General features: G+C 72.2%; 19 protein-coding genes and 1 tRNA gene. 6 read left to right on the top strand and 14 right to left on the bottom strand.

What is annotated here, in order from left to right; translation table 11 throughout:
• Positions 1–98: 98 nt before the first annotated feature.
• Genes ACO03V_RS04185 through ACO03V_RS04200 form a run of 4 tightly spaced genes read left to right on the top strand, consistent with a single transcriptional unit; the run spans position 99 to position 4,361 of the window.
• Complete coding sequence (locus ACO03V_RS04185) at positions 99–1,139, top strand: ABC transporter substrate-binding protein (protein WP_367726572.1); 1,041 nt, start codon at positions 99–101, stop codon at positions 1,137–1,139.
• The gene (locus ACO03V_RS04190) at positions 1,109–2,191 is read left to right on the top strand and encodes a FecCD family ABC transporter permease (protein WP_423137119.1); all 1,083 of its coding nucleotides are present in this window, start codon (positions 1,109–1,111) and stop codon (positions 2,189–2,191) included. Before ACO03V_RS04185 ends, ACO03V_RS04190 begins: the two co-directional genes overlap by 31 nt.
• A complete protein-coding gene (locus tag ACO03V_RS04195; RefSeq protein WP_423136721.1) occupies positions 2,188–2,958 on the top strand; it encodes an ABC transporter ATP-binding protein in 771 nt (256 codons plus the stop codon). Before ACO03V_RS04190 ends, ACO03V_RS04195 begins: the two co-directional genes overlap by 4 nt.
• A gap of 50 nt (positions 2,959–3,008) precedes the next feature.
• The gene (locus ACO03V_RS04200; protein ID WP_423136722.1) at positions 3,009–4,361 is read left to right on the top strand and encodes an APC family permease; all 1,353 of its coding nucleotides are present in this window, start codon (positions 3,009–3,011) and stop codon (positions 4,359–4,361) included.
• 322 nt (positions 4,362–4,683) lie between these two features.
• Here ACO03V_RS04200 and ACO03V_RS04205 read toward each other — a convergent pair whose 3' ends face one another.
• From ACO03V_RS04205 to ACO03V_RS04225, 5 genes are all read right to left on the bottom strand, one after another.
• Positions 4,684–5,103: a hypothetical protein gene (locus ACO03V_RS04205; RefSeq protein WP_367726569.1), complete on the bottom strand. Its 420-nt coding sequence runs from the start codon at positions 5,101–5,103 to the stop codon at positions 4,684–4,686.
• A 105-nt stretch (positions 5,104–5,208) separates the two neighbouring features.
• The gene (locus ACO03V_RS04210) at positions 5,209–5,439 is read right to left on the bottom strand and encodes a hypothetical protein (protein ID WP_423136723.1); all 231 of its coding nucleotides are present in this window, start codon (positions 5,437–5,439) and stop codon (positions 5,209–5,211) included.
• A 114-nt stretch (positions 5,440–5,553) separates the two neighbouring features.
• Positions 5,554–5,625 (bottom strand) — tRNA-Gln (locus ACO03V_RS04215).
• Positions 5,626–5,990: 365 nt separating this feature from the next.
• A complete protein-coding gene (gene gltX / locus ACO03V_RS04220; protein WP_423136724.1) occupies positions 5,991–7,499 on the bottom strand; it encodes a glutamate--tRNA ligase in 1,509 nt (502 codons plus the stop codon).
• 10 nt (positions 7,500–7,509) lie between these two features.
• Positions 7,510–8,472, bottom strand: a complete 963-nt coding sequence (locus ACO03V_RS04225) for a LysR family transcriptional regulator (RefSeq protein ID WP_423136725.1) — start codon at positions 8,470–8,472, stop codon at positions 7,510–7,512.
• Positions 8,473–8,552: 80 nt separating this feature from the next.
• Here ACO03V_RS04225 and ACO03V_RS04230 point away from each other — a divergent pair, with 80 nt between their 5' ends.
• Positions 8,553–9,641 (top strand): aminotransferase class V-fold PLP-dependent enzyme, encoded by a 1,089-nt coding sequence (locus tag ACO03V_RS04230; protein ID WP_423136726.1) that lies wholly within the window; start codon positions 8,553–8,555, stop codon positions 9,639–9,641.
• Here the strand turns inward: ACO03V_RS04230 and ACO03V_RS04235 are convergent, their stop codons facing one another.
• The 5 genes from ACO03V_RS04235 to ACO03V_RS04255 all read right to left on the bottom strand — a co-directional run bounded on the left by ACO03V_RS04235 (position 9,642) and on the right by ACO03V_RS04255 (position 15,783).
• A complete protein-coding gene (locus ACO03V_RS04235) occupies positions 9,642–10,922 on the bottom strand; it encodes an MFS transporter (protein ID WP_423136727.1) in 1,281 nt (426 codons plus the stop codon).
• Positions 10,915–11,682, bottom strand: a complete 768-nt coding sequence (locus ACO03V_RS04240; protein WP_423136728.1) for a fumarylacetoacetate hydrolase family protein — start codon at positions 11,680–11,682, stop codon at positions 10,915–10,917. The genes ACO03V_RS04235 and ACO03V_RS04240 overlap by 8 nt, the downstream gene beginning before the upstream one ends.
• A gap of 328 nt (positions 11,683–12,010) precedes the next feature.
• Entirely contained in the window at positions 12,011–13,117 is a 1,107-nt protein-coding gene (locus ACO03V_RS04245) for a branched-chain amino acid aminotransferase (RefSeq protein WP_367726563.1), read from the bottom strand.
• Between the two features lie 52 nt (positions 13,118–13,169).
• Complete coding sequence (locus ACO03V_RS04250; RefSeq protein ID WP_367726562.1) at positions 13,170–14,219, bottom strand: 3-isopropylmalate dehydrogenase; 1,050 nt, start codon at positions 14,217–14,219, stop codon at positions 13,170–13,172.
• 25 nt (positions 14,220–14,244) lie between these two features.
• Positions 14,245–15,783, bottom strand: a complete 1,539-nt coding sequence (locus ACO03V_RS04255; protein ID WP_423136729.1) for an MFS transporter — start codon at positions 15,781–15,783, stop codon at positions 14,245–14,247.
• A 79-nt stretch (positions 15,784–15,862) separates the two neighbouring features.
• On the opposite strand from ACO03V_RS04255, the gene ACO03V_RS04260 reads away from it, so the two are divergent.
• Positions 15,863–16,405, top strand: a complete 543-nt coding sequence (locus ACO03V_RS04260; RefSeq protein ID WP_367726560.1) for a TetR/AcrR family transcriptional regulator — start codon at positions 15,863–15,865, stop codon at positions 16,403–16,405.
• 106 nt (positions 16,406–16,511) lie between these two features.
• Here ACO03V_RS04260 and serA read toward each other — a convergent pair whose 3' ends face one another.
• The 4 genes from serA to ilvC form a co-directional block, all read right to left on the bottom strand.
• A complete protein-coding gene (gene serA, locus ACO03V_RS04265; RefSeq protein WP_367726559.1) occupies positions 16,512–18,116 on the bottom strand; it encodes a phosphoglycerate dehydrogenase in 1,605 nt (534 codons plus the stop codon).
• A gap of 166 nt (positions 18,117–18,282) precedes the next feature.
• Positions 18,283–18,636, bottom strand: coding sequence for a bacitracin resistance protein (locus ACO03V_RS04270; protein WP_387054276.1), 354 nt, complete (start codon positions 18,634–18,636; stop codon positions 18,283–18,285).
• Positions 18,633–19,184 carry a DNA polymerase III subunit gamma/tau gene (locus tag ACO03V_RS04275; protein ID WP_423136730.1) on the bottom strand — a complete coding sequence of 184 codons (552 nt, stop codon included), beginning with the start codon at positions 19,182–19,184 and terminating at the stop codon, positions 18,633–18,635. The genes ACO03V_RS04270 and ACO03V_RS04275 overlap by 4 nt, the downstream gene beginning before the upstream one ends.
• A 286-nt stretch (positions 19,185–19,470) precedes the next feature.
• Entirely contained in the window at positions 19,471–20,496 is a 1,026-nt protein-coding gene (gene ilvC, locus ACO03V_RS04280) for a ketol-acid reductoisomerase (protein WP_367726556.1), read from the bottom strand.
• Positions 20,497–20,529 lie beyond the last annotated feature (33 nt).

The raw sequence follows: 20,529 nt of genomic DNA on the forward strand, positions 1-20,529 counted from the left end.
GGCGACGAGGTCGGCCGATTCGCGCAGGACGGGCAGGTAAGGCTAGCCTCACTTCACGAGTCCCCCACGACCGTTCCACCCCACCACCGGAGAACTCGATGCCCCGCGTCCGCGCCCTGACCCTGCCCCTGCTCCTCACCGTCGCCGTCACCGCGACGGGGTGCGGAGCGTCCGAAGCCGTCCCCGAGAGCACGGCCGCGGCCGGCGCCGGCTCCACGGTGTATCCGCTGACGCTCGAGAACTGCGGCCGGTCGGTCACGATCGACGCCCCACCGCAGCGGGTGGTCTCGCTCGACCAGGACTCCACCGAGATCCTGCTCGCGCTCGGACTGCAGGACCGTGTCGTGGGAACGGCGTCCTGGACCGACCCCGTCCTGGACGCCCTCGCCGCCGCGAACGCCGACGTCCCGCGTCTGGCCGACAACGCCCCCACGTACGAGGTCGTCCTCGGCGCCGACCCCGATTTCGTGACGGCCTCCTTCGGCCGGCACTTCGCGCAGGGCGGCGTGGCCACCCGCGACCGCTTCGCCGAGACCGGCATCCCGTCCTACCTGTCGCCGACCGACTGCGAGGGCGACGTGATGATGAACGCCGGCGGCACGCGGACCACACCGCTCACGATCGACGTGCTCTACGACGAGATCCGCGAACTGGCGGAGGTGTTCGACGTCGGCGACCGCGGCGAGGCGCTGGTCGGGGACCTGCAGCAGCGGGCCGCGACCGCGCTGGACGGCGTCGACCTCGACGGCGCGACCGTGGCGTTCTGGTTCGCCGACACCAAGACCCCCTACATGGCCAGCTCCCGCTCGAACGCCGGCCTGCTGGCATCCCTGTCCGGGATGACGAACGTGTTCGCGGACGAGAGCGACGACTGGGTCGCGACCGGCTGGGAGACCGTCGTCGAGAAGGACCCCGACATCCTCGTGCTGGGGGACCTGCAGCGCGACCGCTTCCCGGGCGACCGTCTCGACGACAAGATCGCGTTCCTCGAGAGCGACCCGCTGACGAGCACCCTCAGCGCCGTGAAGGAGCACCGGTACATCGCGCTGCACGGCGCCGAGCTGAACCCGTCGATCCGTTTCGTCGACGCGCTCGAGAAGATCCGCGCCTGGGCCGACGAGAACGCGGGCGCGCTCTGAGCGCGACAGTCACCGTCGCGCGGAGCCCCGGGCGCGCGTCCGCGGTCGCCGGGGTCGGCCTGACGGCCCTCGCGGCGCTGGTGCTCGTGGTCTCGGTGGGCGTCGCCCTGACGCTCGGCCCCGCCGACGTCTCGCTCGTCAACGTGCGGGACGTGCTGCTGAACCACCTCGGTCTCGCCGACATCCCCGTCCGGGTCGCCAAGGACGCGATCGTCTGGCAGGAGCGCCTCCCCCGGGCCCTCGTCGCGGCCTGCGCCGGCGCGGGCCTCGCCCTCTGCGGCGTCGTCATGCAGTCGCTGCTGCGCAACCCGCTCGCCGAGCCGTTCCTCCTGGGCGTCTCGTCGGGAGCCTCCACCGGCGCCGTGGTCATCGGCGTCATGGGGATCGGCGGCGGGGCCGTCGGCCTGTCCGGCGGCGCCCTCATCGGCGCCCTCGTCGCCTTCGCGGTGGTGCTGCTCCTCTCCCGGTTGACCTCCGGGGGCACGTCCGGGGTCATCCTGGCCGGCGTCGCCGGAACGCAGTTCTTCTCCGCGCTCACGTCCCTCGTCGTCTTCGCGTTCGCCGACTCCGACGAGACGCGCGGCGTCATGTTCTGGCTGCTCGGATCCCTGGAGGGCGTGCGCTGGGACGACGCGGCCCTCGCCGCCGCCGTCGTCGTCGGGGGCGGCATCGTCTGCCTCCTCGCGGCTCGGACCCTGGATGCCTTCGCCTTCGGCGACGACGTCGCGTCCTCCCTCGGCATCCCGGTCGCCCGCACGCGGCTCGCCCTGCTCGTCGTCACCGCCGTGATGACCGCCGTGCTCGTGAGCGTGGTCGGCGCTGTCGGCTTCGTCGGCCTCGTCGTCCCGCACGCGGTCCGGCTGCTCGTGGGCCAGCGGCACGTGCGGGTCCTCCCGCTCGCGGCGGTCGTCGGGGCGGTCTTCATGGTGTGGGTGGATGCCGTCACCCGGACGGTCTTCGCCCCCACGCCCCTGCCGGTCGGGGTGGGGACGGCGCTCGTCGGCGTGCCCGTGTTCGTCGCGCTGCTGCTGCGCCGGAGGGGACGGGCATGACCCTCGAGACGCGGGAGGTCTCCTGGACCCGCGGCGGCGCGCTCGTCGTCGACGGGGTGTCCCTGCACCCGGAGCCCGGATCCACGGTCGGGCTGCTCGGGCCCAACGGGTCCGGCAAGTCCTCGCTCCTCCGCCTGCTGCAGGGCGCCGCCCGCCCGGACTCCGGCGAGGTCCTGCTCGACGGCGTGGCGCTGCCGACCCTGCGCCGCCGCGAGATCGCCCGGGCCGTCGCGGTCGTCACCCAGCACGCCGACACCGAGGACGACATCGTCGTCCGGGACGTGGTCCGCCTCGGCCGCACACCCCACCGCCCCCTCTGGGGCGGGTCGAGCGCCGGCGACGACGCCGCGGTGGACGACGCCCTCGCCCGGGTCGGGCTGCGGGACAAGGCGGACCGCTCGTGGCATACGCTCTCCGGCGGGGAACGCCAGCGCGCGCAGATCGCCCGTGCGCTCGCGCAGGATCCGCGAGAGCTGCTGCTGGACGAGCCGACGAACCACCTCGACATCCGGCATCAGCTGGAGATCCTGTCGCTCGTCGCCGCGCTGCCGCTCACGAGCGTCATCGCCCTCCATGACCTCAACCTGGCGGCGACGTTCTGCGACAGTCTGCTGGTGCTGCAGGCCGGGCGGGTCGTCGCGGCGGGGGCGCCGGGCGAGGTCCTCACCCCCGAGCTCATCGCCGACGTCTACGGCGTGCGGGCGCGGGTGTGGCCCGGCGACGACGGCCGCTCGACCATCGTCTTCGAGGGGCACCTGGAGCTCTGAGTTGCCGCCAGCGGCTTGCGCCGGCGGCATCCACAGGGTGTGATGTCCGGATGCCCTCGGACATCACCGCGGCCCCTCCCCCCGGGACCCACAAGCTCAAACGCGTCGTCACCGGTCCCCTGCTGTTCGCCTTCATCGTGGGCGACACGCTCGGAGCCGGGATCTACACCCTCGTCGGGAGCATGGCGACCGACGTCGGCGGGGTCATCTGGCTCCCGCTCCTCATCGCTCTCGTCGTGGCGCTCCTGACCGCCGGGACCTACGCCGAGCTCATCACCAAGTACCCCCACGCCGGCGGCGCGGCCCGGTACGTCGAGCGGGCGTTCGGCATCCCGTACCTGTCGTTCCTCGTGGGCTTCCTCATGATGGCCGCGGGCATCACGAGCGCGGCATCCCTCGCCAACGCCTTCGCGGGCGACTACCTGGCGGCTCTCGTTGATCTGCCGCCGATCCCCACCGCGCTGGTGTTCATCGCCGTCCTGACCCTGATCAACCTGCGCGGCGTGCGCGAGTCGCTCGGCGCCAACCTCGTGGCCTCGGTCATCGAGGTGTCGGGTCTGGTCATCGTCATCGTCGTCGCCGCGATCGTGTTCGGCGGCGGCGGCGGCGACCCGTCGCGCCTGGTCGAGTTCGCCGCGGACGTGCCGCCGCTGGAAGGCGCGTTCGCCGCCTCAGTGATCGCGTTCTTCTCGTTCCTCGGTTTCGAGGCCGCGGCCAACATGGCCGAGGAGGTCAAGAACCCCTCGCGGACCTACCCCCGCGCGCTCTTCGGCGCCCTCGCGACGGCGGCGGTCATCTACCTGCTCATCGCGATCGGCGCGGTCATCGTCCTGCCGCCGGCCGAGCTCGCCGCCTCCTCCGGACCGCTGCTCGACGTCGTCGACGCCAGCGGGGTCGCGCTCCCCCCGTGGCTGTTCGGCGCCATCGCCCTCGTCGCCATCGCGAACGGCGCGCTGCTGTTCCTCGTCATGGCGAGCCGCGTGGCGTACGGTCTCGCGGAGTCGGGCCTCCTCCCCCGCGCGTTCGGGAAGGTGCTGCCCGGCCGACGCACGCCGTGGGTGGCGATCCTCGCCGTGTCGGGGGTCACCATGGCCCTGTCGTTCGTCGGCGACGTCGCCACGCTCGCCGCCACCACGGTGCTGTTGCTGCTGCTGGTCTTCCTCACGGCGAACGTCAGCGTGCTCGTCCTCAAGAAGGACAAGGTGGGCCACCCGCACTTCCGCGTCTGGCGCGCCGTGCCCGTGCTCGCCATCATCGCCAGCCTCGTCCTGCTCGCGCAGCAGACCGGCGTCGTGTGGCTCGGCGCGGCCGGGTACATCGCGGTCGGCTCGGTGCTGTTCCTCATCGCCCGCGCCGGGCGTCGCCGGAGCGAGGCGCGCGAGGCGGCCACCACGGTCGAGTGAGGGGGTATGTCGCCGGGTGCGGCATCCCTCCCCGAAACCGTCCTGCGGAGTTTCGCCCGACACGCCGCGGCCCCGCCCGCCGAGACCGGCGTGTCACCGCAGGACTCCGCACGACGGCAGCAGACCCGCCGGACACCGCGGTCGAGTGAGAGGGGTGGATGCCGCCGCGTGCGGCATCCACCCCGGAACCGTCGTGCGGAGTCTCGGCCGCCACGCCGCGGCCCGACCCGCCGGGGCCGGCGTGTCGCCGCCGAACTCCGCACGACGGCGGCGGACGGCGGCGGTGGGCGTACCGGCGGACGATGCTGACGGCCCGGCGGGGTCAGGGCGCGGTGACCTCGATCGTGAAGTGCACGATCCCGCCATCGGGTCCGACGAGCGTCGCACCGGTCGTCCCCGTCCCGCGGGCGATGAAGCTGGGCTGGAAGCTGCCGCCCTCGGACATCCCGCCCGCGGAGAACTCCGCGATGGTCGGGTCGTCCTCGCTGCCCGCCCACTCGCCCTCCGACCCCTCGGGGACGGTCAGCACCACGGCGGCACCGACGACGGCGGTGACGGTCGTCCCATCCAGCTCGTCGGGGGCCACGATCGTGGGGGTCATCACGCCCGCGGAATTCGAGGGCTCCGCGTTGGGCGCCCCGCCCTGCACGATCGGACCACCGTTCTCGGCGGGTGCGGTGCACGCGGTCAGCAGAAGGGATGCCGCCAGGAGGACGGCAGCGGCGGCGGGCGAGCGCTTCACGGTGACCTTCTTCCGGCGGGCGTCGGGTGCCCCGCGATCCGGATGCTACCCGCCGCACGCGCGCTCCCCCGGGAGACGCGGCGTCGGTCGGCGGCATCCGTCCTGCTACTCGCCGGGATCTTCGTCCGGTTCGTCCCCCGGCTCGACGTCGTCGATCGTCACGGGGATGCCGACCGAGACCGTCGCACCGCCGAGCAGCCCGAGAGCGTCGGGGGCGGTGGCATCCCGATCCCCCTCGTCGGGGAGCAGATCGGCCACGGACCGCGGCTGCAGCGGCTCGCCGGGCAGACCGGCCCACTCGGTCGGTTCCTCGGGGCGTGAGGCGAAGAGTCCCATGACGCCATTGTGCTCCGCCCGTCTTGGAACGAGCCGACTCCGGATGCCGCCGACTCCCGCGCCCATCAACGCAGAAAGCCCGGGATCTTCGCGATCACCGGGCTTTTCTCTCTGCTGGGGTACCTGGACTCGAACCAAGAACAACGGAACCAGAAACCGCCGTGTTGCCAATTACACCATACCCCAAGGCGCTGAGCCGTAACTCGTGCCGAGGATCAAGCTTACGCGAGACGGACGCCAGCACCAAACCGGCGCCCGCCCGCGCGCGTCGCGACCGCCCAGCAGGCACCGCGGCCCGGTCTGCAGGACCGACCCCGGTGCGAGAGGCACACGCGCCCCACGCGTCTGCACGCGTCCCACCGGTCCTGCAAACGCGCCCGCCGCACCCGCGGCCGCACCACCAGTCCCGCAGACGCGCACGCTCCCGCCGCCCGCGCATGACGAAGCACGTAGAAACGCGCGAACCTCGCAGAATACGCGAAGGATGCTGCGAGGTTCGCGTCGTTCTGCGAGGAACGCTCGGCGGCGGCAACGCCCGGCCGCCGGAGGGCTCAGCCCAGGTGCGCCACCAGGGCGTGCAAGCGGCGGAGCGTCTCGTCCTTGCCGAGCAGCTCCATCGACTCGAAGAGCGGCGGCGACACCCGACGTCCGGTGAGGGCGACGCGCGGCGGGCCGTAGGCGACGCGCGGCTTCAGCCCCAGCTCCTCGACGAGCGCCCGGGAGAGGGCGTCCTGCACGGCCGCGGCGGTGAAGTCGGACACGCCCTCGAGCGCGTGGGCCGACGCCGTCAGCACCTCGGCGGCGTTCGCGGGCAGGCCCTTCAGCGCGTCCTCGGCGTACTCGACGTCCGAGACGAACAGGAAGCCGAGCATCCCGGGCGCCTCGCCCAGCAGCTGGACGCGTTCCTGCACCAGCGGCGCGGCCGCGGCGATGATGGCGCGGTGCTCCTCCGTGGGCTGCTCGGCGATCAGACCGGCCCCCGCGAGGTAGGGCACGATGCGGGCGGCGAAGTCGGCGGCATCCAGCATCCGGATGTGGTCGCCGTTGATGGCCTCCGCCTTCTTCTGGTCGAAGCGCGCGGGGTTGGGATTGACGTCGGCGATGTCGAAGGCGGCGATGAGCTCTTCGAGCGAGAAGACGTCGCGGTCGTGCGAGAGCGACCAGCCGAGAAGGGCGAGATAGTTCAGCAGGCCCTCGTGGACGAAGCCCTTCTCGCGCTGCAGGAAGAGGTCGGCCTGCGGGTCGCGCTTGGAGAGCTTCTTGTTGCCGGTCTCGCCGAGGACGAGCGGCATGTGTCCGAAGCGCGGCACGAACGAGGTGACGCCCGCGTCGATGAGCGCCCGGTACAGCGCGAGCTGACGCGCGGTGGAGGGCATGAGGTCTTCACCGCGGATCACGTGGGTGATCCCCATGAGCGCATCGTCGACGGGGTTCACGAAGGTGTACAGCGGGATGCCGCCGGCCCGCACGATCACGAAGTCGGGGAACGACCCGGCCGGGAACGTCACCTCGCCGCGGATGAGGTCGACGAAGGTGAGGTCTTCGTCGGGCACGCGCAGACGCCACGCGGGCTCGCGACCCTCGGCCCGGAAGGCGGCCTTCTGCTCGTCGGTGAGGTGGCGGTCGAAGTTGTCGTAGCCGAGTTGCTTGGCGCGACCGTTCGCCTCGTTGCGCGCGTCGATCTCCTCGGCGGTCGAGTAGCTCTCGTACACGGCACCGCTGGCGACGAGCTTGTCGAGCACGCCGCGATAGATGTCGTGGCGCTGCGACTGGCGGTAGGGCGCGTGCGGACCGCCGACCTCGACCCCCTCGTCCCAGTCGATGTTCATCCAGCGGAGCGCTTCGAGCAGCTGCTGGTAGCTCTCCTCGCTGTCGCGGGCGGCATCGGTGTCCTCGATGCGGAAGACGAGCTTGCCGCCGTTGTGCCGGGCGTAGGCCCAGTTGAACAGGACGGTGCGGATGAGTCCGACGTGCGGCAGCCCCGTGGGAGAGGGGCAGAAGCGGACGCGGACGTCGGCGCCGGTGGCGGTCGTGGTGCGGGGATCGGGCGTGGAAGACATCGCCTCGATCCTACCGGCGGGCGGTGCTGCTCCCCGAGAGACGCAGGTGGTCGGCGAGCACCTCCGCCATGACGTCGAGGGCCGCTCCGACGGCGGGCACCTGCTCGGCGCCGCGAGCGGTGACCACGTGGAGCGTCCGGGCCTCGGCAGACGGCAGGCGCGGTGCTGCGATGCCCGAGAGCATCGGGAGGGATGCCACGGCCATCCGCGGCAGGATCGCCATCCCGACCCCCTGCGCGACGAGGTTCTCGACGGCGATGAAGTTGTCCGTCTCGAACGCGATGTCGGGGGTGAACCCCGCCCGGCCGCAGGCCTCGAGGAGGTGGCCGCGGCACTGCGGGCATCCGGCGATCCACCGCTCCCCCGCGAGCTGCGAGAGGTCGATGGGGTCGTGCGCCGCGGCGGGGTGGTCCGTGGGCACCACCACGACGGTGTCGTCGTCGCCGATCCGGCGGACGGAGAGGCCGGATGCCGTGGACTCCAGGTGTTCGCGACGGTCCCCGGGGTAGCTGTACGTGAGGGCGATGTCGGCGCGGTTCTCCCGCACCGCGGCGATGGCCTCCGGCGGCTCGGCCTCGACGAAACTGATCGAGACACCGGGGCGGCGGGCGGTCACGGCCGCGATGACCCGCGGGACCACGGTGGACGACGCCGACAGGAACGCCGCGATGCGCACGCGACCGGCGCGGAGGCCCCGCAGCTCGGCGAGGTCAGCCGCCGCGGCGTCCAGGGCCGTCGTCACCGCCGCGGCGTGCCGGGCGAGGATGGCCCCCGCCTCGGTGAGACGCACGCCGCGCCCCACGCGTTCGACGATCGGCGTCCCGGCCCGCCGCTCGAGGCGGCGCAGCTGCTGGCTCACCGCGGGCTGGCTGTACCCGAGGGCGCGGGCGGCGGCGGTGATCGAGCCGCTGTCGGCGATCGCCTTCACCACGCGCAGCGCATGGGCATCCAGGGAGTCGTCGATCTCGGCCATGCCGACACATAAGCAGACGTGATGGTTCTCATGCAACACCTGCTCTGGTGCAATGACAAAGCGCTCGCGATCCTGGAGGCATGAGCAGCCTCGCCACGCACTTCGCCGGCGGCCGCGACTACCTCGCGGCCTGCACCCTCGGCCTGCCCCCGCGCGCCACGGTGGCCGCCGTGCGCGCGGACCTCGAGTCCGCGGCATCCGGTCGTCCCGACGTCGTCGGCGCGTCGCAGGCCGTCGAGGAGGCGCGCAGCGCGTACGCACGGCTCGTGAGCGCCCCCGTGGGCGACGTCGCGATCGGGTCGCAGACGTCGGTGCTCGTGTCGCTGATCGCGTCCTCCGTGCCGGACGGGGCCGAGGTCCTGTGCGCCGAGGGCGACTTCTCCTCGCTCGTGGCCCCCTTCGCGCACGCGGGTCGCGGCATCCGCCTCCGCACCGCTCCCCTGGCCGAGCTCGCCCGCGCCGTCTCCCCCGACACCTTCCTCGTCGCCTTCTCCCTCGTGCAGTCCGCGACCGGCGAGGTGGCGGATGCCGCCGACATCGCGGCCGCGGCCGCCCGCGCCGGCGCCCGCACGCTGTGCGACCTCACGCAGGCCGCCGGATGGCTCCCGGTCGACGCGACGATGTTCGACGCGACCGTCTGCCACGCCTACAAGTGGCTGTGCTGCCCGCGCGGTGTGGCCTTCCTCACGATCTCGCCCGAGTTCGCCCGCGGCATCCGCCCGGTCCAGGCGGGCTGGTACGCCGGCGACGACCCGTGGTCCTCCTGCTACGGGACGGGCGGTCCCCTCGCCCCGGACGCGCGGCGCTTCGACGTGTCGCCCGCGTGGCAGGCGTTCGTCGGCGCCGCCCCGGCCCTCGCGCTCTTCGCCGACACCGACATCACCGCGACCTACGCCCACGTCACCGCCTTGGCGGCGCGCTTCCGCGACGGCCTCGGACTGGCCCACCCGGAGCGTCCCTCGGCGATCGTCACCTGGCCGGATGCCACCGGTGAGGCGCTCGCGCAGCTCACCGCCCACGGCATCACGGCCTCGGGCCGCGCGGGCCGTGCGCGCGTGGCGTTCCACGTCTTCAACGACGAGCTCGACGTCGACCGCGCGCTGCACGCCCTCGGGGTTCGCGGGGCGTCCGACCTGTCGCCGTTCGACGGCCTGGTCTACGCGATCTGATCACGGAGCGACCGCCGCGCCCCGCCCTTCGTCCGCTCGGGACGACACCCGGACGAGCAGCGCTCCACCGCACACCGCCGCGACGGGGACGAGCGCCCACAACGCGAGACCGTCGTAACCGACCGCTCCGAGGATCACTCCCGCAAGCACGGAGCCGGCGGCGGCCGAGGCGGTCATGAGGGTGTCGCTGCGACCCTGGCGGCGCGGGCGCCCCGCGAGCGGGGTGGCCTCGGTGAGGAGCGCCGACCCCGCCACGGTCGCGGCGCTCCAGCCGAGACCGAGCAACAGGAGGGCGACAAGCACGCCGACCTGCGAGTCCGCGAAGGCGGCGGCGGTGCCGAGCGACGCGGCGAGCAGCACCTGTCCCAGGAGCACGACCGCGATGCGCCCGATGCGGTCCGCCAGGATGCCGAAGACGGGCGAGAGACCGTACATGCCGAACACGTGGACGGCGATGGTCACGCCGACGGCGAGAGTGAGCGCGTCGGGCGCGACGACGTGCGAGAGGTGGACGGGGGTCATGGCCATCACCGCCGCCATCGTCACATGGGATGCCGCGACCGCGAAGATCGCGTACCGGGCGAGGAGCGGCCGGTCGATCTCCGCGACGGGCGCGCTGCCGGCGGCCGGACGGAGCGCGAGCCGCTGCGCGAGCAGCAGCGGGTCCGGCCGGAGGGTGAGGGCGTAGAGCGCGAACGCCAGGGCCTGCGCCGCGAACGAGAACAGGTACGCGCCCGTGAGCGGTGGCATCCCGACGCCCGCCCCGACGAGCTCGCCCGGCGCCAGCAGGAGCGGACCGACGACGCCGCCGACCGTCGTCGACCAGACGACCACGGAGAGATCGCGGCCACGGCGGCCCGGCTCGGCCAGGTCGGTCGCGGCGAAACGCGACTGCAGCGTGCCCGCGTTGCCCGCGCCGATGAGGGCGATGCCGACCAGCAGCAGCGGGAACGAGCGGACCGCCGCGGCCGTGACGACCAGGGTGATGCCGACGAGCGCCGCGACGTTCCCGGTCGTGAGGGCGAACCGCCGCCCCCGGACGCCGGCGAGACGAGCGAGCGGGATCGCCGTGAGGGCGGCGCCGAGGGTCACGGCGGCGGTCGCGAACCCCGACAGGGCGTCCTGGCCGGACAGGTCCTTCGCGAGGAGCGCGCCGAGCGACAGCGTCGAGCCGAAGGCGACGCCCGTGAGCACCTGCCCCGCCGCGAGGGTCCGCACGGTCCGCCGTTGGGCGGCGACGACGTCGACCTCCCCCTCGACGGACAGCGCTGCGTCAGGCATCGCGCACGCTGTTGCGCAGGACTCCGATGCCGCTGATCTCGACCTCGACGATGTCGCCGGCGACGAAGGGGCCGACGCCCGCGGGGGTGCCGGTGAGGATGAGGTCGCCCGGGAGGAGCGTGAACACCGCGGAGGCGTACGCGACGAGAGCGCCGATGTCGTGGATCATGTCCGACACGGGGCCCTGCTGACGCACCTCGCCGTTGACTCGCGTGGTGATGGCGGCGGCGTCCAGGTCCAGGTCCGTCTCGATGACCGGGCCGACGGGGCAGAAGGTGTCGAAGCCCTTCGCGCGGGACCACTGGCCGTCGGAGCGCTGCAGGTCGCGCGCCGTGACGTCGTTGGCCACGGTGTAGCCGAAGATGTAGTCACCCGCCCGCTCCGCCGGGACGTTCTTCGCGATCCGCCCGATCACGACGGCGAGCTCGCCCTCGTAGTCGGTGCGCGAGCTCAGGCTCGTCGGGCGGACGATGACGTCGTTCGGGCCGACGACCGAGGTGTTGGGCTTCAGGAACATGAGCGGCTCGGCCGGCGCCTCCCCGCCCATCTCGGCGGCGTGGTCGCGGTAGTTCTTGCCGATGCACACGACCTTCGAGCGCGGGATGACCGGAGCGAGCAGCGCCACGTCGGCGAGGGGCACGCGCTCCCCGGTGGTGTCGAACCCGGCGAACATCGGGTCGGCGTCGAGCACGACGAGTTCGTTGTCGTCGACGATGCCGTAGCGGATGGCGTCCTGGTAGCTGAACCGAGCGATCTTCACCCGTCCAGCCTAGCCATCCCCCTCCGGCGGTGACGTGGCGCAGATGTACGCCGCGCGGCCACTCTCGCGTGCATTCGAGCCACGTCAGCGGCATCCATCCCGCCGGCCAGCCGCGGAATCGGAGACCGGCGGCGGATTCGGACGGAATCGCGGCTCACGTCCGAATCCGCGGCCCGCAGCCGAATCCGCGGCCCGCAGCCGAATCCGCGACACCGCACCTCGGAGAACGCCCACCTCGAGCGGGAACCCGATCACAGTATGCCGCCGGGGCCGGGGAACGGCGAAGGGGCCCCCGCCGCGGCGAGGACCCCTTCGTGTCGATCGCGGGTCAGGCGTCCAGACGGTACAGCCAGCCGTGCGTGTCCTCGGCGCGGCCGTACTGGATGTCGGTCAGCTGCTGACGCAGCTCGAGCGCGAGGGTGCCGGTGGGCTGCTCGTCGATGAAGTCGCGGCCCTTGAGCACGCCGATCGGGGTGACGACGGCGGCGGTGCCGCACGCGAACACCTCGACGATGTCACCGGATGCCACCCCCTCGCGCCACTCGGTGAGCGAGACGTTCCGCCCGACGACGTGGTGTCCGCGGTCGCGGGCCAGCTGCAGGAGCGAGTCGCGCGTGATGCCCTCGAGGATCGAGTCGGACTGCGGCGTGACGATCGTGCCGTCCTTGTAGACGAAAACGACGTTCATGCCGCCCAGCTCCTCGACGTTGCGGTCCTGGTCGAGGAAGACGACCTGGTCGCACTCGTTCTCGTACGCCTCGGACTGCGGCAGCAGGCTCGCGGCGTAGTTGCCGCCGGTCTTCGCCGCCCCGGTTCCGCCCTTGCCGGCGCGGGAGTAGTCCTCGCTGAGCCAGATCGACACCGGCTTCACCCCGCCCTTGAAGTAGGCGCCGGCGGGGCTGGCGATGAGGTAGTAGGCCACCTTGTGCGCGGGACGCACGCCGAGGAACGCCTCCTTCGCGAACATGAAGGGACGGAGGTACAGGCTCTGATCCTCGCCGGAGGGAACCCACGCCCCGTCGACGGCGATGAGCTCGCGCAGCGACTGCAGGAAGTACGGCACCGGCAGCTCGGGCAGCGCGAGGCGGCGCGCGGAACGCTGCAGGCGACGGCCGTTCTGGTCCGGACGGAAGGTGTGCACCGAGCCGTCCGCGTGGCGATACGCCTTGATGCCCTCGAAGATCTCCTGCCCGTAGTGCAGGACCGCCGCGGCGGGATCGAGCGAGATGGGGCCGTAGGGCGAGACGCGCGGGCGGTGCCAGCCGCCGCGGACGGACCAGCAGATGTCGACCATGTGGTCGGTGAAGCTCTGACCGAAGCCGGGGCTGGCCAGGATCTCATCACGCTGCGCGGCGCTCTTCGCGGCGAGGTTGCGGGTGACGGCGAACTCGAGGGGGTCGAGTCCGGTGTCGGGGTCGGTGTCGATCGTGGTCATCGTGATCCAAAGAGTCTCGTGCGCGGTGGCGGTGCGGGCCGATCGGTCCAGGTTACGCCCGGACGCGATCGGCGATGGCGTCGCCGATCTGGGCGGTGGTGCGGCCGCCGTCGCGGCCGGCGATGTCGTCCTCGACCGCGCGGGTGACGCGGGCGGCCTCGTCGCGGAGCCCGAGGTGGTCGAGCAGCAGGGCGACGGAGAGGATCGCGGCCGTGGGGTCGGCCTTCTGGGTGCCCGCGATGTCGGGCGCCGATCCGTGGACGGGCTCGAACATCGAGGGGAACGCGCCGTCGGGGTTGATGTTGCCCGAAGCGGCGAGGCCGATGCCTCCGGTGACGGCGCCGGCCAGGTCGGTGAGGATGTCGCCGAAGAGGTTGTCGGTGACGATCACGTCGAAGCGGCCCGGGTTCGTGACCAGGAAGATGGTGGCCGCATCGACGTGCAGGTAGTCTACGGCGACCCCCGGGAACTCGGATGCCACGGCATCCACGATCCGCTTCCACATGCCGCCCGCGTGCACGAGCACGTTCGTCTTGTGCACGAGCGTGAGCTTGTGGCGACGGCGCTCGGCGAGGGCGAAGGCGTAGCGGACGACGCGCTCGACGCCGTAGGCGGTGTTGACGGAGGTCTCGTTGGCCACCTCGTGCGGGGTGCCGCGTCGGATCGCGCCGCCGTTGCCGACGTAGGGACCCTCGGTCCCCTCGCGGACGACGACGAAGTCGATCTCGCCCGGGTCCGCCAGCGGTCCGGCCGCACCGGGGTACAGCTTCGACGGCCGCAGGTTGACGTAGTGGTCGAGCTCGAAGCGGAGCTTCAGCAGGAGCCCGCGCTCGATGTTCGCGTCCTTCAGCCGCGGGTCGCCGGGCACTCCCCCGACGGCACCGAGCAGGATCGCGTCGTGGGAGGCGATCGCGGCGAGGTCGTCGTCGGTGAGGGTGTCGCCGGTGTCGAGATAACGGCCGGCGCCGAGCGAGAAGGGCGTCTTCTCGAACGTCACGTCCGCCTCGGCGGTGACCGCGTCGAGCACCTTGACGGCCTCGGCGACGACCTCGGGACCGATGCCGTCACCGGGGATGACGGCCAGCTTCACGACGCGCGACATCGCTCTCCTCAACGCTCAGGGCGCATCACTTCGTCGACGCGCCGCGGGTTCCTCCCAGGGTAGTGGCAGCGATGACCCCGGCCACGACGATGAGCGCGGCGCCGATGAGCGCCGTGACGACGACGCCGGAGTCAAAGGCGTGGGCAGCCGCGGCGCGGAGGGCCTCGGCCAGCGTCGCGTCCTCGATCGTGTGCGAGACGGCCACCGCTCCCGCGAGCGTCTGCCGCGCGGCGTCCGCGATCGGTTCGGGCAGGCCCGCGGGCAGCACCAGCTGTGCACGGTAGAACGCCGCCAGGATGCCGCCGAGCACGGCCGTGCCGAGGACGGCGCCCAGCTCGTAGGCGGTCTCGGACACCGCGCTCGCGGCTCCCGCCTTCGCCGGAGGGGCGCTCGACAGGATGAGCTCGTTCGAGACGGTCTCGGCGGCACCGATGCCGATGCCGAGGAGCGCGAACGCGATGATCAGCTGGACGAGATCCGCGGTGGAGAGCGCGACCAGGATGTACGCGACCACCGAGAAGGCCAGGGCGGCGGGCACCACCACGCGGGGCGCGAAGCGCTTCGCGACCGGCACGACGAGCAGGCCCGACGCGATCATCAGCGCGAGTCCGGGCAGCAGCGCGAAGCCCGCGACCATGGGGCTCAGACCGACGACCAGCTGGAGGTGCTGGGCGACGAAGTAGAGGAAGCCGACGAGCCCGATGACGCTCAGCAGGTTCACGAGGATCGCGCCCGAGAACGTGCCGCGGCGGAACAGCGACATGTCGAGCATCGGGGTGGTGAGGCTCCGCTGACGCCGGACGAACAGCCAGCCGAACACGGCACCGGCGGCGAAGAGCGCGAGGGCGAGCGAGGTCGGACCCTCGACGGCGAGCTTCTTGATGCCGTAGACGATCGGGACCATCGTCGCGAGCGACAGCACGACGCTCGCCGCGTCGAACCTGCCGGGATGCGGGTCGCGGCTCTCGGGGACGAAGAACGGGGCGAGCACCAGCAGGGGCACCAGCACGGGGACCGCCATGAGGAAGACCGAGCCCCACGAGAAGTGCTCGAGCAGGAACCCGCCCACGATCGGTCCGAGCGCGGCGCCCGCCGAGAAGGCCGAGGCCCACACGGCGATCGCGATCCGCCGCTGGTCGCGATCGCGGAAGATGCTCCGCAGCAGCGACAGCGTCGACGGCATGAGCATGGCGCCGAACACGCCCATCAGCGCGCGGCCGGCGATGAGCAGCGCGGGGGTCGGGGCGAACGCGGCCAGCGCCGACACCGCGGCGAAGCCCGTGGCGCCGATCAGCAGCATGCGCCGGCGGCCGAAGCGGTCGCCGAGCGTCCCCATCGTGACGAGCAGGCCCGCGAGCACGAGCGGGTACACGTCGATGATCCACAGCTGCTCGATGCTGGAGGGCTGCAGGTCCAGGGCGATCTCGGGCAGGGCGAAGCTCAGCACCGTGTTGTCGACCGAGACCAGCAGCACGGGCAGCATGAGCACCGCCAGCGCGAACCACCCGCGCCAGCCGGCACGGGGGGCGTCGATCTCTTGCGTGGGCAACGACGAGGTGAGCATGGTTCCGTTCCGTTTCTTAACCGTCCAGCCGGTATAGTATCAAACCGGCAGCCCTTGCCGCCAGTACGATCGAGAGGCCATGAGCAGACCGCCTCACGCCCGCGACGCCGTCCTCGACGCGTTCACCCGCATCCTCGTCGACGACGGCGAGAGGGCGGCGACGATGGATGCCACGGCGAAAGCGGCCGGTGTGTCCAAGGGCGGGCTGCTGTACCACTACGCCTCGAAGAGCGCGCTCGAAGAGGCCCTCATCGCGCGGCTCGAGACCCTCGCCAAAGACGACGTGGACGAGATCGAGCGGTCGACCGAGGGCGTGATCGCCGCCCACCTGCGGTCGTCGCAGAACACCGGGTCGCCGTTGGACCGCACGATCCTGGCCGTGTCCCGCCTCGCGCAGAACGGCGACGACGCGGCATCCGCCTCGCTCCGCCGGGTGCGCGAGCTCTGGGAGGACAGTCTGCGGCCGCACACCCGCGACGAGACCGCGCTGCAGATGGTGCTGCTGGTCAGCGACGGCCTCTACTTCAACGCCGTGCTGGACCTGAACGCCGTCGCCGGCCCCGCGCTCGCAGGCAAGGACCTCGACGCCCTCATCGCCGCCGTGGTCGCCGCGACGACCTGACCCGCTCGGCTCGGACCGGCTGTCCCGCCTCGGCCCGACGGCGACGGCGGGAACACCGCGGGCCGCACCCCCGGAGGAGTACGGCCCGTCGATTCGTCGGAGCGGGTCAGCTCTCGACGATCTCGATCTGACGGAACAGGTCGGCGTTGGTCGCCTGACGCATCGACGACAGGATCTCGTCGGGCACCGGCGAGTCCACCGTGAGGACCGAGAGCGCGCGGCCCGTGGCATCCGGTCGGGCGACCTGCAGACCCGCGATGTTGATGCCCGCCTCGCCGAGCTCCTGACCGTAGATCGCCACGATGCCGGGACGGTCCGCGTAGCGCATGACGATGTGGTGCTGCTCGATCGGCACCTCGATGTCGTAGCCGTTGATCTCGACGACCTTGGGGACCATGCGGGTGCCGGCGAGGGTGCCCGCGACGGTGAGGGTCGACCCGTCGGCGAGCGTGCCGCGGAGGATCGTGATGTTGCGGTAGAGCGGGCTCTCGGCCTCGACGATCAGGCGCGCCTCGACACCGCGCTGCTCGGCGAACAGCGGCGCGTTGACGTACGACACGGTCTCGCTGACGATGCGGCTGAAGATGCCCTTCAGGGCGGCGAGACGGTACACGCTGACGTCGTAGGCGGCCAGCTCGCCGCGCACCTCGATGTCCAGGCTCGTCAGCGCGCTGTCGGCGAGGCCGCTGAAGAACTGACCCAGCATCTCGACGAGGGCGATGCCCGGCCGCACGAACGGGTCGATCGCGCCGCCGGCGACGTTCACGGCATCCGGCACCAGGTCGCCCTCGAGGGCGAGCTTGACCGAGCGGGCCACCGAGACGCCGGCCTTCTCCTGCGCCTCCTCGGTGCTGGCGCCGAGGTGCGGGGTCACGACGACGTTCGGCAGGTCGAGGAGCTTGCGGGCCGGGCCGTCCTGCGCGGGCGGCTCGGTGGAGAAGACGTCGAGGCCCGCGCCGGCGATCTCGCCGGTGGTGAGCGCCTCGTGCAGCGCCTCCTCGTCGATCAGGCCGCCGCGCGCGACGTTGATGACGTAGGCGGTCTTCTTCATGCGGCGCAGCTGCGCCGTGCCGATCATCCCCGTGGTCTCGGGGGTCTTGGGCATGTGGATCGTGACGAAGTCGCTCTGGTCGAGCAGCTCGTCGAGCGAGACGAGCTGGACGCCGAGCTGCTGCGCACGGGTCGCGGTGACGTAGGGGTCGTAGGCGATGACGCGCATGTCGAACGCCTGCAGGCGCGCGGCGATGAGCGCGCCGATGCGACCGAGGCCGATGATGCCGATCGTCTTCTCGAAGAGCTCGGTGCCGGTGAACGAGCTGCGCTTCCACAGCCCCTCGGCGAGGGAAGCGTGCGCGGCGGGGATGCGGCGCGCGAGGCTCAGCACGTGGCCGACGGTGAGCTCGGCGGCGGAGATGATGTTCGAGGTCGGCGCGTTCACGACCATGACTCCCGCGGCCGTCGCGGCCTTGATGTCGACGTTGTCGAGACCGACGCCGGCGCGGGCGACGACCTTGAGCGACGGCGCCGCGGCGAGGGCCTCGGCATCGATCTGCGTGGCCGAGCGCACGAGCACCGCGTGCGCGTCGGCCAGAGCCGACAGCAGCGCGGGGCGGTCGGTCCCGTCGACGTTGCGCACGTCGAAGTCGGGGCCGAGCGCGTCGATCGTGGCGGGCGAGAGTTCTTCGGCGATGAGCACGACGGGCTTCGTCACGGATGCGTCCTTCGAAACGGTGCACGGGGAATCGGCGCACCTCGCGGCGAACCGGCCCGGGGCCGGACGCACGACCCGGTGGGCCGGTGCCAGCCTAGCGCGGCCCCGCCGGATGCCCGGACCGTGTGACGCGGGATGCCGGTCCCGGTCCCCCCCCCGCGCGTCCTCAGGCGCCGTAAAGCGAGTACGAGGTGGCGCCGTAGCCGACGATCGCGAGCCAGAACGCCGCCGAGAGCGTCAGCCCCGCCAGCAGGACGAGGGCGAACTCCCCCACGCGCCGCTTCCATCCCAGGGCGAACGCGACGCCGAATGCGGCCAGCGGGAAGACGATCGGCAGGATGTAGACGAACCAGCCGAGCCCCGTCAGCCCGAACGAGCCGGATGCCTGCCCGACGAGCAGCGCCACGGCGCTCCACACGATGTAGGCGTAGAACAGCCCGAAGAGCGTCGCGACGGCGACGACGACCCAGCGGGGCAGCCGGCGGCCCGAGGCGCCCCGGGCGGAGGTGTCGGCGCTCATACGAGGGCTCCCGTCGACAGGTACGGCCACGGCACCAGCAGCACGAGGCCGACGATGAGGATGACGAAACGCAGCCACGTCGCCTTCCGGCGCGTGAGGGCCAGCGTGGCGACGAACCAGACCGGCGGGGCGAGCGCGGCGCCGATGGTCAGGGCGACCAGCGCGACGTCGTCGACCGGCAGCCCGGCGTCGAGCAGCCGCAGCCCGGCCACGAGCCAGCCGACCGCGAACAGCAGGAACGTCGCGGCGACCATGCCGATCCCGACGAGACCGCCGTTGCCCATCGCCCCGGACGGACGCGCGTCGTCGTCCTCGCGGGGCTCGGCATCCGCGGCATCCGGGGCCTGCGGGGCGGTCGGGACATCGGATGCCACCGGGGCCGGCGCCGCGTCAACGGATCGCGTCGACGCCGGGGAGGGCACCAGCGGCTCGGGCTCCTCCGCGACCGGAGGGCGCGTGCGCGGCGGCGTCTGCTCGCCGCGGACGTCGAGGGTCGGGTCGTCGTCGCCGTCCCACGACAGGGCGTCGTCATCGCGCGGTGTGCTCACCCGTCCACGGTAATGGCGCGCGGGCGGTTCGGCCGGGATCGGCGCGGGTCTTGCGCGAAGCCCCGTGGACGGCCCCGGACCGCGGGGTCCCCCGGCGGGAACGCCGAACGCCCCGGGCCGTGACGGCGCCGGGGCGTTCGGGCGGGGGTCAGCGCGCGGCGCTGCCCACCGCGATCGCCTGGGCGATCGCTATGGATGACGCAGCCTCCGGCGGCGGTCAGCGCGCGGCGCTGCCCACCGCGATCGCCTGGGCGATCGCTATGGATGACGCAGCCTGCGGCGGAGGTCAGCGCGCAGCGCTGCCCTCCGTGTAGTCGCTGTCCTGCTGCTTCCAGGCGAACAGGCCGCGGAGCTCCTTGCCGGTGGCCTCGATGGGGTGACCCTGCTCCTTCTCGCGGAGCTCGAGGAACTCGGTGGCGCCGTTGTCCTGGTCGTCGATGAAGCGCTTCGCGAATGCGCCGGACTGGATGTCCGCGAGGACGGCCTGCATGTTCTTCTTCACATCGGGCGAGATGACACGGGGGCCGGAGACGTAGTCGCCGTACTCGGCGGTGTCGGAGATCGACCAGCGCTGCTTGGCGATGCCGCCCTCCCACATGAGGTCGACGATGAGCTTGAGCTCGTGCAGCACCTCGAAGTAGGCGATCTGCGGCTGGTAGCCGGCCTCGGTGAGCGTCTCGAAGCCGTACTGGACGAGGTGGCTCATGCCACCGCACAGGACGGCCTGCTCGCCGAACAGGTCGGTCTCGGTCTCCTCGGTGAAGGTCGTCTTGATGACGCCGGCGCGCGTGCCGCCGATGGCCTTGGCGTACGAGAGGGCGGTGTCCCAGGCCGAGCCCGACGCGTCGCGCTCGACGGCGATGATGTCGGGGATGCCGCGACCGGCGACGTACTCGCGGCGCACGGTGTGGCCGGGGGCCTTCGGGGCGACGAGGATGACGTCGACGCCCTCGGGCGCGTCGATGTAGCCGAAGCGGATGTTGAAGCCGTGCGCGAAGGCGAGGGTCTTGCCCGCGGTGAGCTTGTCCTTGATGGACTCGGCGAAGATCGATCGCTGGTGCTGGTCCGGCGCGAGGATCATGATGAGGTCGGCCCACTCGGCGGCGTCGGCGACGCTCTTGACCTCGAAACCGTCCTCCTGCGCCTTCGCGGCCGACTTCGAGCCGTCCTTCAGCGCGATGGCGACCTCGACGCCCGAGTCGCGGAGGTTCTGCGCGTGCGCGTGCCCCTGCGAGCCGTAGCCGACGATGGCGACCTTCTTGCCCTGGATGATCGAGAGGTCGGCGTCGTCGTCGTAGAAGATCTCTGCCATGAGGATGTTTCTCCTTGTGTTCTGGCCCCGTCC

The sequence above is a fragment of the Microbacterium sp. HMH0099 genome, from assembly GCF_049384025.1.
Taxonomy (GTDB): domain Bacteria; phylum Actinomycetota; class Actinomycetes; order Actinomycetales; family Microbacteriaceae; genus Microbacterium.

Bases quoted from the DNA above. Each gene is read 5' to 3' on its own strand.
- ACO03V_RS04200 (WP_423136722.1), top strand. From the start codon at position 3,009: ATGCCCTCGGACATCACCGCGGCCCCTCCCCCCGGGACCCACAAGCTC.
- ACO03V_RS04255 (WP_423136729.1), bottom strand. From the start codon at position 15,783: ATGCTCACCTCGTCGTTGCCCACGCAAGAGATCGACGCCCCCCGTGCC.
- ACO03V_RS04185 (WP_367726572.1), top strand. From the start codon at position 99: ATGCCCCGCGTCCGCGCCCTGACCCTGCCCCTGCTCCTCACCGTCGCC.
- ACO03V_RS04230 (WP_423136726.1), top strand. From the start codon at position 8,553: ATGAGCAGCCTCGCCACGCACTTCGCCGGCGGCCGCGACTACCTCGCG.
- ACO03V_RS04210 (WP_423136723.1), bottom strand. From the start codon at position 5,439: ATGGGACTCTTCGCCTCACGCCCCGAGGAACCGACCGAGTGGGCCGGT.
- ACO03V_RS04225 (WP_423136725.1), bottom strand. From the start codon at position 8,472: ATGGCCGAGATCGACGACTCCCTGGATGCCCATGCGCTGCGCGTGGTG.
- ilvC (WP_367726556.1), bottom strand. From the start codon at position 20,496: ATGGCAGAGATCTTCTACGACGACGACGCCGACCTCTCGATCATCCAG.
- ACO03V_RS04195 (WP_423136721.1), top strand. From the start codon at position 2,188: ATGACCCTCGAGACGCGGGAGGTCTCCTGGACCCGCGGCGGCGCGCTC.
- ACO03V_RS04270 (WP_387054276.1), bottom strand. From the start codon at position 18,636: ATGAGCGCCGACACCTCCGCCCGGGGCGCCTCGGGCCGCCGGCTGCCC.
- ACO03V_RS04245 (WP_367726563.1), bottom strand. From the start codon at position 13,117: ATGACCACGATCGACACCGACCCCGACACCGGACTCGACCCCCTCGAG.
- ACO03V_RS04260 (WP_367726560.1), top strand. From the start codon at position 15,863: ATGAGCAGACCGCCTCACGCCCGCGACGCCGTCCTCGACGCGTTCACC.
- gltX (WP_423136724.1), bottom strand. From the start codon at position 7,499: ATGTCTTCCACGCCCGATCCCCGCACCACGACCGCCACCGGCGCCGAC.
- ACO03V_RS04250 (WP_367726562.1), bottom strand. From the start codon at position 14,219: ATGTCGCGCGTCGTGAAGCTGGCCGTCATCCCCGGTGACGGCATCGGT.
- ACO03V_RS04235 (WP_423136727.1), bottom strand. From the start codon at position 10,922: ATGCCTGACGCAGCGCTGTCCGTCGAGGGGGAGGTCGACGTCGTCGCC.